The sequence below is a fragment of the Paraburkholderia sp. GAS33 genome, from assembly GCF_050436645.1.
Classification (GTDB): domain Bacteria; phylum Pseudomonadota; class Gammaproteobacteria; order Burkholderiales; family Burkholderiaceae; genus Paraburkholderia; species Paraburkholderia phenazinium_B.
In genome coordinates this window covers 86,396-99,869 of record NZ_JBNDMP010000007.1, presented here as the reverse complement: position 1 = coordinate 99,869, position 13,474 = coordinate 86,396, and the positions used below count along the sequence as shown (strand labels likewise).

14 protein-coding genes are annotated in these 13,474 nt (G+C 61.8%); 4 read left to right on the top strand and 10 right to left on the bottom strand.

The genetic code is table 11. The annotated features are described in order from the left end of the window. Nucleotides 1-17 precede the first annotated feature (17 nt). The 4 genes from P3T24_RS21890 to P3T24_RS21875 form a co-directional block, all read right to left on the bottom strand. Nucleotides 18-1,262 (bottom strand): cation:proton antiporter, encoded by a 1,245-nt coding sequence (locus P3T24_RS21890; RefSeq protein WP_429437779.1) that lies wholly within the window; start codon nt 1,260-1,262, stop codon nt 18-20. A gap of 121 nt (nt 1,263-1,383) precedes the next feature. Next, entirely contained in the window at nt 1,384-2,100 is a 717-nt protein-coding gene (locus P3T24_RS21885; RefSeq protein ID WP_429437776.1) for an autoinducer binding domain-containing protein, read from the bottom strand. A 483-nt stretch (nt 2,101-2,583) separates the two neighbouring features. After that, nucleotides 2,584-3,807: an MFS transporter gene (locus P3T24_RS21880; RefSeq protein WP_429437773.1), complete on the bottom strand. Its 1,224-nt coding sequence runs from the start codon at nt 3,805-3,807 to the stop codon at nt 2,584-2,586. 6 nt (nt 3,808-3,813) lie between these two features. Further along, nucleotides 3,814-4,206 carry a RidA family protein gene (locus P3T24_RS21875; protein ID WP_074264740.1) on the bottom strand — a complete coding sequence of 131 codons (393 nt, stop codon included), beginning with the start codon at nt 4,204-4,206 and terminating at the stop codon, nt 3,814-3,816. Nucleotides 4,207-4,296: 90 nt separating this feature from the next. Between P3T24_RS21875 and P3T24_RS21870 the strand changes: the two genes are divergently transcribed. Beyond that, a complete protein-coding gene (locus P3T24_RS21870) occupies nt 4,297-5,211 on the top strand; it encodes a TrmB family transcriptional regulator (protein ID WP_074264741.1) in 915 nt (304 codons plus the stop codon). A 626-nt stretch (nt 5,212-5,837) separates the two neighbouring features. Beyond that, on the top strand, nt 5,838-6,305 hold the full coding sequence (locus P3T24_RS21865) for a GNAT family N-acetyltransferase (protein WP_429437770.1): 468 nt from the start codon (nt 5,838-5,840) through the stop codon (nt 6,303-6,305). Between the two features lie 31 nt (nt 6,306-6,336). Here the strand turns inward: P3T24_RS21865 and P3T24_RS21860 are convergent, their stop codons facing one another. The 5 genes from P3T24_RS21860 to P3T24_RS21840 all read right to left on the bottom strand — a co-directional run bounded on the left by P3T24_RS21860 (nt 6,337) and on the right by P3T24_RS21840 (nt 10,866). Next, nucleotides 6,337-7,317 (bottom strand): NAD-dependent epimerase/dehydratase family protein, encoded by a 981-nt coding sequence (locus P3T24_RS21860; protein WP_429437767.1) that lies wholly within the window; start codon nt 7,315-7,317, stop codon nt 6,337-6,339. A gap of 80 nt (nt 7,318-7,397) precedes the next feature. Continuing rightward, a complete protein-coding gene (locus P3T24_RS21855; RefSeq protein ID WP_074264744.1) occupies nt 7,398-8,195 on the bottom strand; it encodes a BPSS1780 family membrane protein in 798 nt (265 codons plus the stop codon). 95 nt (nt 8,196-8,290) lie between these two features. After that, nucleotides 8,291-9,454, bottom strand: a complete 1,164-nt coding sequence (locus P3T24_RS21850) for a DUF1700 domain-containing protein (RefSeq protein WP_074264745.1) — start codon at nt 9,452-9,454, stop codon at nt 8,291-8,293. After that, on the bottom strand, nt 9,451-9,792 hold the full coding sequence (locus P3T24_RS21845; RefSeq protein ID WP_074264746.1) for a PadR family transcriptional regulator: 342 nt from the start codon (nt 9,790-9,792) through the stop codon (nt 9,451-9,453). Before P3T24_RS21845 ends, P3T24_RS21850 begins: the two co-directional genes overlap by 4 nt. A gap of 210 nt (nt 9,793-10,002) precedes the next feature. Next, nucleotides 10,003-10,866 (bottom strand): LysR family transcriptional regulator, encoded by an 864-nt coding sequence (locus P3T24_RS21840; protein WP_429437765.1) that lies wholly within the window; start codon nt 10,864-10,866, stop codon nt 10,003-10,005. Nucleotides 10,867-10,966: 100 nt separating this feature from the next. On the opposite strand from P3T24_RS21840, the gene P3T24_RS21835 reads away from it, so the two are divergent. After that, nucleotides 10,967-11,953, top strand: coding sequence for a zinc-dependent alcohol dehydrogenase family protein (locus tag P3T24_RS21835; RefSeq protein WP_429437762.1), 987 nt, complete (start codon nt 10,967-10,969; stop codon nt 11,951-11,953). 57 nt (nt 11,954-12,010) lie between these two features. On the opposite strand, the gene P3T24_RS21830 is transcribed toward P3T24_RS21835, so the two are convergent. Continuing rightward, a complete protein-coding gene (locus P3T24_RS21830; protein WP_074264749.1) occupies nt 12,011-12,601 on the bottom strand; it encodes a BPSL1445 family SYLF domain-containing lipoprotein in 591 nt (196 codons plus the stop codon). Nucleotides 12,602-12,862: 261 nt separating this feature from the next. Between P3T24_RS21830 and P3T24_RS21825 the strand changes: the two genes are divergently transcribed. After that, the gene (locus tag P3T24_RS21825) at nt 12,863-13,381 is read left to right on the top strand and encodes an LEA type 2 family protein (protein WP_074264750.1); all 519 of its coding nucleotides are present in this window, start codon (nt 12,863-12,865) and stop codon (nt 13,379-13,381) included. Nucleotides 13,382-13,474: the final 93 nt, after the last annotated feature.

Here is a 13,474-nt window from a genome sequence, read left to right as displayed (position 1 = left end):
GAAGATCACGCAACCGTCTAGCGTTGCGGATCCGCCAACGGTTGATTTCCCGCCCGCATGTGTCGGCGCACGAGGGGCGTCGTCATTGCAGTAGTGAAGAGAGCAAACAGAACCAGCATCGTGTAGACCTTGGGCGGAAGAATCCCCAGTTGCAGTCCAATCGAGAGCACGATGAGTTCCATCAAGCCTCTCGCATTCATGAGCGAACCGATGAATGCCGCGTCGCCCGGCGCGAGGCCGCAGATCCGCGCGGCAAGATAGGAGCCGCCGAACTTCCCGGCAAATCCTGCCCCCAGGAACACGCAGAGCCAGAACCAGGCGTTGCCCCCTTCGATCAGGGAGATCGATGTGTGCAGTCCCGCGTACGAGAAAAAGACCGGCATCAGAATGGTGCGAAGGAAGCCGCCGAACCATCTGTCCCATTGTTCCCGCACGGCTGGGACGTCGCGCAGGAGCATCCCGGGAAGCAGCGCGCCGAAGGCGCTGTGAAAACCCAGACTGGCAGTGATGCCGGCCGATACCATGACAAAGCACGTGACGATGGTGAACACGGCCTGCATATCGTTGCGTTGCGCCGCCCGTATCAACATGGGTTGAACCGCGTAACGCGTGATGACCACGCACCCGATCGAGTACAGCGCAATGCCACCGAGGGCAAGCGTCAGCTCGCCCACGCCGTTGTGCACATGTGCTATTGACGCAACCACGGCCAGCAGCATCCAGCCCGCCACATCGGTCAGCATGGCGGCCGAGAGCGCCGTCTTCGCCAGCGGATTCGTATTGAGCCCGAGATCGACAACGATACGCACCATCACCGGCACTGCGGACACCCCCAGCGCAACGCCGCAAAACAGCACATACGGAACGGTCGGAAAGCCTGGCGCCAGGACGTCCTTCGACCAGAGCGCTACTGCCACGCCGAGAACAAACGGCATCACGAGTCCCAGGGCCGCGATCAGTCCGGGCAGGCGCAATCCGGCACCCAACCGGGCAGCGCTGCGCCGCTCCGGAGGGTGAAGGTGCATGCCGATCTCGAACATGAGCAGGACAATGCCCACTTCGCCTAGCTGCGACATGCTCGATGCCGAACTCACCGGGAAGATGAGGTCGTGGATACCCGGGTCGAGCGCCCCGAGGACAGAAGGTCCCAGTAGAAGCCCCGCCGTGATTTCGCCAACCACCCGGCATTGGCCGACGCGCTCCGCCAGATAGCCGCACGCATGACACGCCAGGATGATGATTGCGAGCTGGAGAAAGTACATTGCGATCTGGTGTCGAGACGAGTGAAGCCCGAGGCAGAAAGTAGCGCGAACGCACGTAGCCCGGCAGCTCCAGGAAATGGGAGGGGTGCAGCGCAATGCCGCGCGATCCGGCGCTCCGCGCCTAGCCGATGAGCCCGAGAACAGCAGCTCTTACGGCCGCGTGCGTCTTGCTGACCGCACCCAGCTTGCGCGTGGCATTGGTGATATGAAAAATGCAGGTGGACTCCGCGATGCCCAGAATCGCTCCGATTTCCGACGCGGTTTTTCCTTCGGCGGTCCAACCCATGACCTCGCGCTCGCGGGACGAAAGGTGCGGCATGCCGTCCGTGAACATGGCCGGCAACAACCTTGCGCCGAGACTTGCGTGGACGAAGTGCGCGAGCCAGATCATCGGACACTCCGTGACGGCCAGTTCATCCGGGTAAATCGGATGGGTGTCCCGCGCCAGCGTGAACCACGTGATGGCGCCGAACTGACCGCGCAGCGACATCGACCATCCGTAGCGAATACCGTGCGCCTTGGCCTCGTCCCAGTATTGCCGCTCGGACGAAGGCGCTTCAGCCGTCCATATCAGCGGAACCGACGACACCTTGCAATGGCGCAGTATCGGATCTATCTCGACGTAGCCAGGCGTGCGGTATCGCGATTGCCACGACGGCGGATAGTTACCGCGGACCTCGATGGCCGGGCGCGACACGGGGACCGGCAAGCGAACCCCGAACATCCAGAAGTCGAAACTGAGCGCCTTGGCGCTATCGGTAATTTCTCTGTCCAGCTCTTCGTCGGAAATATCGTGGCCGGCGACACGTTGTAGCTGTTCCTCGTACCACTTACGCATGGGAATCCTCTCCGAAAACATGAAATCCGGAGAGAGCGCGGCAACCGGGGCGGGTCGGGCTTACAGAGGGAGAAGGCGCAGTAAAACGATGAAACGCTTTTGCGCAAGAAATGCCTGTTCAGCGCGCATGCAAATAGTTAGTCAGGTCAGCATCGATAGCCGAACCCATTCCTATGCCTTGAATTGAGCGTGATTAGCCATGCGCAGATCAGGAGGATGCCGACTTCAGCCCTGGAGATTCCCTTTCCTCACTTACGCAAGGCTGGAAATCCGGCATGGCTTCGCCCCATTGCCGGGCCTCCACACAACCACAAACCCGGCGAGCGGAGCAACGCAAGTCGTGACACACCCTTCCCCGTCATTGGCCTGATTTACCTGCTTATGAAATCATTGGAGGGCGGCTTTGACGCCCAGCGAGTCAGAGCGTAGCGCGGCCACGTCATTTGTGCTTCGGATTCGCCCCTGCCATGCCGCTGCAGCGTGCTATTCGAGCGCCGGTTCACCGCGTCGCCGTCCGCCGAGATGATGAGCACAGGTGATCGCGAGACCCAGTGCTGACATTGCGATGCCTACCGTGCACACCAGGTCCCATCCGTAACGGGCGAACAGCAACGGCCCGAGCACGGAGCCCAGCGCGCCAGCGGCGTAATAGAAAAACATGTACACGCTATAGATGCGACTGCGCGCATTGACATCGATCGCCAGCAAGCGGGTCTGATTGGCCACCTGTGCGGAAAAGCAGCCGACATCGAAGAGCACCAGGCCGATTGCCGTTCCCGCTATGGATGAACGGGCGACGAGCAATATCGCCACGCCCGCGAGCACCGACGCGAAGCCGCACGCTATGACCGGCCGGTACCCGAACCGGTCCGCCGCACGCCCTGCCGCGCGGGTGGCAAACAATCCCAGCACGCCGGCAAAGCTGAACATACCCGCCTGGCCGGCATTCAGATTGAGCGGCGCGCCGGCTACGGCCAATACGAGGGTGACCCACAGCATGCTGAAAACGAAAAACCAGCACGCTCCAACGATCACGCCTTCCTGCAATAGCCGATAGCGGAATAGCACCGAGGGTAGCGACCTGAGCAAACCGAGGTAACCGTGTTCACTGCGCTGCACGTCTCTGGACAGCAGGCGATGCGTGAGGCAAGCGAGCAGAAACGATGCAACCCCGAACAGCATCAGCATCGTGCGCCAGCTTGTGGCCTGCGATAGCAGGCCACCCACAAACCGGCTCAGCAGGATGCCCGCAGATATCCCCATCCCCACCGTTCCCACCGCGCGGCCACGCGACTCCGGCTTCGAGGCGCGAAACGCGACTGTGGCAAGGTGAACCGCGTTGGTTGCCATCGCACCGATCACGCAGCCCGCGATGGTCAGCGCAGGCAGTGTCGGCGCGTACCCCGCCGCGATCAACGCCATGGCCAGCACCGCGAATTGCCAGGAGACGATTCGCGCGGGAGAAACCTTGTCGCCAAGCGGAACCAGCAGGACGATACCCGCCATGTAGCCGGCCTGCATGCTGCCGGCGACGATGCCCATGGCCGTGAGCGGGAGGTGGAAACTCTGTGCGACAGCGGGAAGAGCCGGCTGGAGCGCGTAGTTATTCGCGATGGCCACGCCCGCGGCCATCGAGATGAAGGCGGTCAGCCACCGATGCGGTGTTTCCCGTCCGCCCCCGGCGCTCCCGCGCGGGACGCGATTCATGACCGCTTACCAGGCCGAATCGCTTTTGACTGCCGTGATTTCGATCTCGACCAGAATCTTCGGATCGACGAAAGGCAGCACGTGCAGCAGCGTCAATGCTGGACGAACATCGCCGAACACTTCTCCATGAGCGCGGCCCGCGTCCTGCCAATGAGCAATGTCAGTGACGTACACGCGGCTTTGCACGACGTCCTGGTACCCAAAGCCGGCATCGGTCAACACGGTGCCGAGCTTGTCGAGAATGGTTTTGGTCTGCGTATACAGATCGTCGCCGACGATTGAACCATCCGGTCCGCTCGCCGCCGTTGCCGACACGTACAGCGTGTTGTCTGACTGGATGGCGCGGGAATATCCGATGGACGCTTCCCAGCTCGAACCCGACGAATACCGTTTTTTCATGCTGCGCTCCTTGTATTGCACCTCGAGTAAATGGCTACACTACCTCGGTAGTGTACAAGGCCAATATGACATGTGCTAGTCTCACGCGATATGACTACACAGATTCCCGCCGAGCTGATATCCGCGCTGATTCGCCTCGGCTTCTCACAATACGAAGCGCAAGCTTATTGCGCCCTTCTGCAACGTTCGCCGATGAATGGCCACGAGGTCGGCAAGCTCTCCAGCGTGCCGCCGTCGAAAATCTACGAGACGCTTCAACGTCTGGATACCAAGGGTGCGGTTCTCATGCATCGGTCGGAACCGGTCCGGTATGCGGCGGTTCCGTATGCCGAGGTGCTGGCGCGACTGCGGGAGCGCTTCGAGGGCGATATCGAACTTGTCAACGAGGGGCTGTCGTCGCTACCTGCGGCGCGTGAGCTTGGACTTGTCTGGTCGCTGCGCGACAGAAACGCAATCATCAGAGCATTTCAGACCACCATAGACAGTGCGCGGCAAACCCTGTTCGCGGCGATCTGGGACGAGGAAATGGAACCGCTGCGCGATGCGATCGAGGCGGCCTCGGCGCGTGGCGTCGATGTTCATGTGGCGATCTATGGGACTGCAACGCTTAATGGCCCCCGGTTTTACGACCTGCGCGAATGCGGCGCAAGCGCCCGGGCCAGGCTCGAAGGGCGCCGGTTGGCCGTTGCCGTGGCGGATGAGCAGGACGCCATCACCGCGGAGTTCGGGCCGTCCGCCAATGAGGAAGCGGTACTCACTACTAATCAGGTCATCAGCCTCCTCGCTATTGAGTACGTCAAGGCCGACGTCATGGGCCGCATCCTGATTAACTCGATGGGCCCACGGGCCTTCGAGAAAGCCCTCAACAGCGATTTGATGCAGGCGCTCCTGGCAGCCAGGACCGTTCAGTTACCCAAACAGAAAAACAAAACCGCCGCGCCTGCATCCACAGTCAGACGGAAAAGTCCGGCGCGAGCGTCGGGAAACCGGACCGACAAGACGTAGGCGGTCGTGGTGTCCTCAAGGTCTTTGCCATGAGGGTGCGTTTCATCAGACCTCCCTGCGCCACCACAGATTGCCGGCAACAAACCTGGCTCGTCTGATCGCCCGCGACTCTGGGCCCGCTGACGGCACTTTCCCTTCTGTCGGCCCAGGTAAGGTCCTCTGAAAAACGAGATAACCACCTAGTAAAAGGCGCCGAAGACCATTACACTACGCTGGTAGGGCATATACCCTACTTCAGTAGTGTAGTTAAAAGTGAGTCACAAAAAAAAACCGACCCATAAAGGGTCGGTGGAAAGATTCTGGCCTATTTCGAGGGCCGGGCCAGAACCTGAGAGACTGGTAGTATCGCATTACACGGCGTCATTTGCGGGTAAATCTTTTATTTACCCGCCGCGAAGCGGCCGGGTTGTGACTGGACACAATGAGTGTCTTGTCACAACCCGGCCGCTTCTCGTTTGCCTCGCTAATCCGGGCGTGCCCGGCAGATTATCATAGTGCCGGAACCCGATAAGGATAATCCCCGCGCGGTATTGGCTCAGGCTGCATTTCGGAATCTTACGCAGCAAGACTTCGCTGACCGCTATCATTGCGACGATCGAATCCGTAGACGAAAGACTTTCTCCTCAATGAACATCGCCATCGAAGATCCCGCCCAAGCCGACATCATTGCCCTGCTCGAACATGGCGACGCCGAAGCCGCGAGCCTGTACCCGGCAGAGAGTAACCATCTGTTGCCGATCGACGCGTTGCGCGAACCCAGCGTGCTCTTTCACGTGGCGCGCGATGCAGCCGGCACGGCGCTGGCCACCGGCGCGGTGGTCCTGAGAGGCGACTGGGCGGAAGTCAAACGCATGTGGGTCGAGCCGCAGGCACGTGGCCAGGGACTCTCAAAGACCATGCTCGCCACACTCGAGCTCAAAGCCCGTGCGCACGGGGTGCGCTGGCTGCGCCTTGAAACCGGCGTCGACAGTCATTCGGCCCTCGGCCTCTATCGACGCGCGGGCTTTGTCACTCGCGAGCCGTTTGCGGATTACCGTCCCGATCCGTTGAGTGTGTTTATGGAAAAGGATTTGTCCCTGAAGACGCCGGTGTAACAGCACGCACGGCCGAACTGCCGCGCAGACTTTAGCGCACCAGCAGACGAGCGAGCGTTGCGCGCTCTTTCTCCGTGCTCAAGGTCTGAACACCCACCGGCGAATCCGCTGCCGCACCAGATTCCCAGCACCATTGAAGCGTGTCCCCAATAGTTTGCGCCACCGGGCGGAACGTAAGCCCCTGCCCGAGCGCGCGCCGATTGTCCGCCTCGAAGATCCCGCCGGCTTCGGCATCGTCTTCAGCGATCCATAGCGGCAGTTCGGTCCAGCCTTCGATCTCCGCTGCGCGAACCTCGTCGTCCGGAGTCCATACGAGTTCGGCGTCGTTTCCGGCTATCCGCACGCACTCGTCGAGGAACTGTCCCATCGTCAGCGCGGCCTGTGGACCCACCGCGTGATAGACGCCGGCAACGCGATCCTCCGCAAGGCGGACCGACCACTCGGCAAGATCTCGCGCATCGATAAACTGAACCGGCCGCTCGCGACGCCCAGGCGCCAGGACCTGTCCACCCGCCGCGACCCGGCACGGCCAATAGGTAAAACGCCCGGTGGGGTCGTATGGACCGACAATCAGCCCCGGCCGCACCACCGCGGCCCGGCCCGGGATGGCCGCCAGAAGCGCTTCCTCCGCGCGCGCTTTCAGTGCGCCGTAGCCTTCATGCCCCGCAACCACGGCCGTGCTTTCATCGTAGCGGCGCTTCGGCGGATACGTGCCGTACACGGAAATGGTCGACACGAACGTGTAGTGTGCGGGCGGCTCACCAAGCGTCGAGAGCAGCAGATCGATCTGCTCGGGACCGTAAGCCGACGGGTCGATGACCGCGTCGAACCGGCGGCCCGCCAACGCAGTCAGATTCGTGTTCCGGTCGCCAGTCAGCTTTTCGGCTGCCGGGAACAACGTGGGATTCCGAAGACCGCGATTGAACAGCGTCACCTCGTGCCCCCGCTCCAGGGCCGCCTCGGCAATATGGCGGCCAAGAAACAAGGTTCCCCCCATGATCAGCACTCTCATGCTCGCTCCATCGCCACATCAGGATCACTACGCTCATGCAACATCATCGCAGATGCGTGCTGCGCACATCCGCCTCCGGCTTACCGGCCGATAAACACGTCGCGATAGGCGCCGTAGATCGACAGCAGCGGCACGGCGGTCAACACCGGCGTGAGCACCAGGGCGCGCAGGGCCAGCGGGACCATCGGTGCGAACAGTACGGCCACGGTCATCGCAGCAAAGTACATCAGCGTCACGGGCCAGTTGCGTGCGGCACCGCTGAGGCTTGCGATCATGGCGTCATGCGGGGTCATGTCGTGCAGCATCACCAGAGCCGGTGCGAAGCAGGCCGAGGCGATCGCGACAGCGAAGATCGACGCGCCGAGCAGCGATTCGAGCGCACCGCGCACGCCATGGTCGCCACCGTAGCTCATTGAAAAGTTGTGCACGCCGGCTGCCGTGACCGACATGTTCAGCGAGACATGGAACGTTGCCAGCAGGATCAGATAGCCCACGGCGACAATTGCTGCGCCGTACAACCCAATCACGCACAGCGAGTTGCTGCGCCGCGCCAGCGCCGCGAACATCTCACGCACCGATACGGGTTCGCCCTTGCTGGCGCCGTCCTGCACGAACATCAGGCCGCCGACCGCGAGCGGCGCCAGCAGCACCGCCAGCGGGCGCAGCAGCGGCAGAAAACCCAGCAGCGTCGCGAAATCGGCGCAGATCAACAGAACGCTCAGCCACAGCACCGGCTGCATGCTCAGGGCGCGTACGCCGCTCACCAGCCAGTCGGCGATATGCAGGGGATTGACTTCTCTTCCACCGGAAAAAGGCAGTGCCGGCGCACGATGGAGACGGGTTTGCTTAGAAACGTCGCTCGGATAATCGATGTTCATGACAGTTTCCTCAGTTATAGCGAAAGGTTTATACGTACTACTAAGGGTTCGGCAATTCGGTACTTCGGTGTTCGGGTATTTCAGCTACTTTTTATTCAGGACGGCTGCTGGCGATCGAGACTCGCCGAGACGACGTCGAGTTGTCGCTTTACGTAGCGCGATACGGCGCGCCAGGTAATTCGTGTCAACCAGATGCACAACGCAAGGCCGATGAGACCGATGGGCAGCATCACGATCGCATAGGTGTATTCGCTTCCCGATGTCGCCACGCGGATCTTATGGTGGCCATCGTCGATGGCGACCTTGCCGTCGCCGATATCCACGGAATCCGGGCCGCTTTGTGCCGTCACGTGACTCGGCTTGCCTTGCTGGTCTTCCTGCAGCGTGACGTGGTCGCCGTCGTCGGTGGAGATGTCCCAGACCATCGACTTGGCATCCTTGCCGGTGCGGGCGAGCGACACATGCTCGTCGTCATCTTTCAGATCGAGGTCGACCACGTCGTCGCGGGCAATGCTCCATGTGCCGTCTTTCTCTTTCGTCAGCAATTGCCGGGCGGCGTCGGAGGTCGCTTCGAACTTGAAATTGTCGTCATCCTTCTTGATTTCGATAGCGCCGGCGCGAGTCACGAGCGAAAGCTTGCTGTCGTCCTGCAGATCGATCACAAAGCGATCACCGACGATTTTCAGGCCTTTCAGGTTGCCCGGGGTGTCGCTATCGCTATCGTCCTTGTCCGCTTCCTGCGTGCCCGACGCGTCGGACGCACCCGCTGCACGGGCAACGCTCGCGCCGAGATCGTGCGCCCCCTTCGCGTGCTCGCTGTTGCTAAAACCGAATGGCAGCGTCTCGTGGGACATCTTGCCGAAGAAGTGATGGCCGCTCAACGCAATCACGCCGACCAGCCCAGCAATCGTGAGTCCCACCGACACCGCGTAGCCCGCCGTCAGCAAAGCCAGGTACACCATGAACGGGATCAGCAGCAGGACATTCAGCAGGCCCAGCGCGGAGATCGACATGATCACGCGAATCAGGTTGCCGAACGAACGGCGGTCCTGCCACTGCCGGTAGCTTGCCTGTGCCTTCAGTTCGCGGGCGAGCTTGACCGGGTCGCCCAGTGCTGCGATCACTTCTTCCTCGCGGCGCCCAGCGGCCAGCGCGTCGCCAATGTACTCGCGATAATCCGCAATGATTTCATCGACCGCAGGCTTCGGCAGACTGCTCAATTCCTGCCGTAGTGCTTCAATGAATACTTCCTGCTTCATGGGGTATCCCCTGTGTTCGTTTTTGTAGCGGGTTGCAACAATACGCCGTTGACTTCATCCACGAAACTGCGCCATTCCTCTTCCATCTCCAGCAGACTGCGGCGACCTGTGCCCGTCAGCGAGTAGTATTTGCGTGGCGGCCCCGAGCTCGACTCGACGAGGTAGGTCGACACCCAGGCTTCGGCTTGCAGACGGCGCATCAACGGATAAATCGTACCTTCGCTGATTTCCATTGTTTCCGCGAGCGTCGACACCAGTTCGTACGCGTAGCTGTCCCCACGGGCCAGGACGGCTAATACGCACATATCGAGCGTTCCCTTTTTTAACTGCGTTTTCATCAAATTCCACGGGTGTAGTGTGTGGTGCAAGGTACCGTGCTATGCACTGTCACCGGACGGACTGCTGGCCTCGGTGACCATGGCTGAAATGTAGCAGGGTCTACTGTTTTATGCAAGGTACCGTTTTATACATATCTCTGACGTGAGGATTTGGGGTGGCGAGCGCCTCTTTGCCGAGCCTCTAGCCGAGCGCCTCTACGCCGAGCGCCTCTAGCCGAGCGCCTCTATCGTCACATCCAGCAGGGCCCGCAGGCGCGCCACCCGCCGCAAGTCACGATGGTACCCGAGCCAGACGTCCCGGCCGGGCGGCGCTTCGCCCAGATCGATCCGCCGCAATCCAGGGGTCGTATCGCCCAGCGGGCACGGCAGCACCGCAAAACCGCCCCCTTCCGCACACATCCGCGCCTGCGCGCCCCGGTTGTTGCTGCCAAAGGCGATCCGCGCCTTCGGCAGCATGCGCCTGACCCACTCCACATCGGGCAGCGTGCCAAACGCGCTATCCATGCTGACGAGCGTGTGCCCTTCCCCGTCGCCGGCCCGCGGCGCGACGAGGTCGATGCGCCCGTACAAGGCGTATTCCATATGCATCAGCTTGCGCTGGATGACATCGGCCTCCTCGAACGGCGTGATGCGAAACGCCAGATCGGTCTCGCGGCGGGCCAGGTTGTAACGGCGCGAATCCGTCACCAGTTCGAGCGACACGCCCCGGTGTTGGGCCAGAAACCGCGCAAACACGGGCGTCAGCACATGGACGCCAAACCAGTCCGACGACGATACGCGCAGCAGGCCGGTCAGATGCGCGTCCTTGCCGGCCAGCGCTCGTGTGAAACCAAGCGCCTCTTCTTCCATGCGCTCGGCATGGGCGAGAACCGCGGCGCCTTCGTCGGTCAGCACGAAACCGTCGCGGGTGCGCTGGAACAGCGCGTGCCCCACGGTCTCCTCCAACGCACGCAGACGCCGCCCCATAGTGGGCTGGGTCTGGCCGGTTTGTCTCGCCGCTGCGCCGAGCGTGCCGTTGCGGGCAATCGCCAGGAACACGCGGACGTCACTCCATTCCAACTCCCGGTCAGTCATTTTTGTTTGCTATCCGGTCAAAAATGTTGATTTACATACCATTTCGCATGACGGAGTATGAAGGTATCGAAGCGCTGACTCAATCGGAAAGGAAATCATCATGTCGATGCACGCCCTAGTTCTCAACCGCTATCACGGCCCCCTCGAACTCACCGAACTGGCACGGCCGAATCCGGCGCACGGTCAGGTGCTGGTGCGTATCGCAGCGAGCGGCCTGAATCCGCTCGATACAAAAATCCGCGCCGGCAGCGGCGAGCATGCAAAGCATCCATTGCCGCTGGTTCTGGGCATCGATATGGCAGGGGTAGTCGAAGCGGTCGGCCCCGGCGTCGACGCCTTCAAGGTGGGCGACGAGGTGTACGGCATGACCGGCGGCGTGGGCGGCATTCAGGGCTCGCTCGCCCAGTACGCAGCCGTGGACGTCAACCTGCTCGCGCTCAAACCGGCGAATCTGTCGATGCGCGAAGCCGCCGCCCTGCCGCTCGCCTTTATCACGGCCTACGCGGGTATCGTCGACCGGGCGCGGCTGCAGGCCGGCCAAACGGTACTGGTCCAGGGTGGCGCGGGCGGCGTCGGGCACGTCGCGGTTCAACTCGCAGTCGCGCTTGGCGCCCAGGTGTTTGCCACGGCCAGCGCTCGCGATCACGACTTCGTCGCGAGTCTCGGGGCGACACCAATCGACCATCGCACGCAAAGTGTCGAGCAGTATGTAGCAGCCTTAACCGAGGGACGCGGCTTCGACGTGGTAGTCGACACCGTTGGCGGCGCGACACTGGATGCCTCGTTCGCGGCCGTCAAACATTTTGGGCACGTAGTGAGCGCCTTGGGATGGGGAACGCATGCACTCGCGCCGCTCTCGTTTCGCGAAGCCAGCTACTCGGGCGTGTTCACCCTGTATCCGCTTCTGAGCGGCGAGCATCGCGCGCATCATGGCGCCATGCTTCGCGAAGCCACGCGTCTCGCGGAAGCCGGCAAACTCCAGCCGCGGCTCGATGCGCGCCGCTTCGATCTGGCTTCAGCAGAACTGGCTTACGAAGCCATCACAAGCGGCACAGCGCGCGGAAAAATTGTGGTGGAGGTGGCATGAGCGAGCGGCGCCCAGCCTGCTTCCATGAAGCAGGAAAATGCCCGGCGGCTCACGAACCTAGATAACCAGCCGCGAAACCTTGGTCCCTTCCAGCGAAATGCCGGCCATCAACCCTGCGTTGGTCAGCACGAAGGCCACCACCGGGCTCATCGCCGTCGACGTATCCAGATTGCCGTTAGCCCCGATCTTCGCCAGCGCGACGGTCGCATCGGCACCAGCTGCCCAGCCCTGGCTTTGCGTGAAACGGTCGAGCGCTTCCTGGGTCAGGAAGGCGAAGATGATCGCCTTGGATTGCGCGCCAATCTGCAACCCAAACGAACCGGCGACGGTGCTGTAGTAGCCGGTGGTCTGGCCATCGACGCGCAAGCCGCCCTGCCCGTACTGCCCACCGAACCAGAAGCCCGCCGCAAACACAGACGGAAACACCAGCACCCCACGCGCTTTGCCGATGATCTCCTGCGAACCATTCACGGTGCTCTGCAGACGCGCGAGTGTCGAATCAATACCGGCGTTGATAGTGTTGCGCTTTTGCGTGTAGTCCTCGGCGGTCTCACCCGAGCCGAGCGGTGTGGTGGTGCAACCTGCCAGTGTCAGGCCGCTCGACGCGAGGAGCACACCGGTGCCGGTAATGAATTGACGTCTGTGCATCGTGGCTTTCCTATGAAGAGAGAGTTGATCGACCGCCAGCGCAAACCACGTTAGTACGGCATTGAAGTCGCTTTTGCGTCCCTCTGCAAGCGTTTCATTGGAATGACATACGGGTGTGCCCGATGACGAATGTCGGGAGCGAAGTCACGCGGTTGGAGATGGGACCGTTGTCGATGCGCCAAGTTCGAATCCACACTGCGATACGCACTACGTTTGCCCGCTACAATAGCGCCCAATCCAGTTCGACTCGAGGTTCCGGCTATGCGCTTTCTTCGTTTGCTGTTGTCTGGCCGCTCTGCCCGTCTGCTGACGGCGGGGCTGTTTGCAGCGTTCGCACTCGGCGGCTGCGCCGGGTGGTTTGGCAACAACGATCCGCTGCACGTCAGTATCGCCGGGCTCGAGCCGATCGCCAGCCAGGGGGCCGAGATGCGCTACAACGTAAAGCTGCGTATCCAGAACCCAAACAGCGGCTCGCTTAGCTTCAGCGGCGTCTCCATCGATCTGCAGCTGAACGGTGCCGACTTTGCCAGCGGCGTCAGCAATCAGCCCGGCGAGGCGCCGGGCTATGGCGAGACGGTTGTCAACGTGCCGGTGACCGCGCCGGCCTTTGCGGTGGTGAACAAGGCCTATTCGGTCGCGGGCAGCGATACGCCGCCCGGCGAGTACCCATACATCTTGCACGGCAGGCTCGCAGGCGGCCTGACGGGCGGTGGGACGCGCTTTCTCGATCAGGGCGTGCTGTCGCTGCCAAGATCCGGGCCGGGCCTGGCCGGCCAGTGAAACAGAGTCAGGCGAGTGAGGAGCATCGCTTGACCGTGCGGCGCATCTAAACGGCTCCTCCTCTTCCAGCCTCAGCGGCTAACCTGAGGCGCC

Bases quoted from the DNA above. Each gene is read 5' to 3' on its own strand.
- P3T24_RS21890 (WP_429437779.1), bottom strand. From the start codon at position 1,262: ATGTACTTTCTCCAGCTCGCAATCATCATCCTGGCGTGTCATGCGTGC.
- P3T24_RS21885 (WP_429437776.1), bottom strand. From the start codon at position 2,100: ATGCGTAAGTGGTACGAGGAACAGCTACAACGTGTCGCCGGCCACGAT.
- P3T24_RS21880 (WP_429437773.1), bottom strand. From the start codon at position 3,807: ATGAATCGCGTCCCGCGCGGGAGCGCCGGGGGCGGACGGGAAACACCG.
- P3T24_RS21875 (WP_074264740.1), bottom strand. From the start codon at position 4,206: ATGAAAAAACGGTATTCGTCGGGTTCGAGCTGGGAAGCGTCCATCGGA.
- P3T24_RS21870 (WP_074264741.1), top strand. From the start codon at position 4,297: ATGACTACACAGATTCCCGCCGAGCTGATATCCGCGCTGATTCGCCTC.
- P3T24_RS21865 (WP_429437770.1), top strand. From the start codon at position 5,838: ATGAACATCGCCATCGAAGATCCCGCCCAAGCCGACATCATTGCCCTG.
- P3T24_RS21860 (WP_429437767.1), bottom strand. From the start codon at position 7,317: ATGAGAGTGCTGATCATGGGGGGAACCTTGTTTCTTGGCCGCCATATT.
- P3T24_RS21855 (WP_074264744.1), bottom strand. From the start codon at position 8,195: ATGAACATCGATTATCCGAGCGACGTTTCTAAGCAAACCCGTCTCCAT.
- P3T24_RS21850 (WP_074264745.1), bottom strand. From the start codon at position 9,454: ATGAAGCAGGAAGTATTCATTGAAGCACTACGGCAGGAATTGAGCAGT.
- P3T24_RS21845 (WP_074264746.1), bottom strand. From the start codon at position 9,792: ATGAAAACGCAGTTAAAAAAGGGAACGCTCGATATGTGCGTATTAGCC.
- P3T24_RS21840 (WP_429437765.1), bottom strand. From the start codon at position 10,866: ATGACTGACCGGGAGTTGGAATGGAGTGACGTCCGCGTGTTCCTGGCG.
- P3T24_RS21835 (WP_429437762.1), top strand. From the start codon at position 10,967: ATGTCGATGCACGCCCTAGTTCTCAACCGCTATCACGGCCCCCTCGAA.
- P3T24_RS21830 (WP_074264749.1), bottom strand. From the start codon at position 12,601: ATGCACAGACGTCAATTCATTACCGGCACCGGTGTGCTCCTCGCGTCG.
- P3T24_RS21825 (WP_074264750.1), top strand. From the start codon at position 12,863: ATGCGCTTTCTTCGTTTGCTGTTGTCTGGCCGCTCTGCCCGTCTGCTG.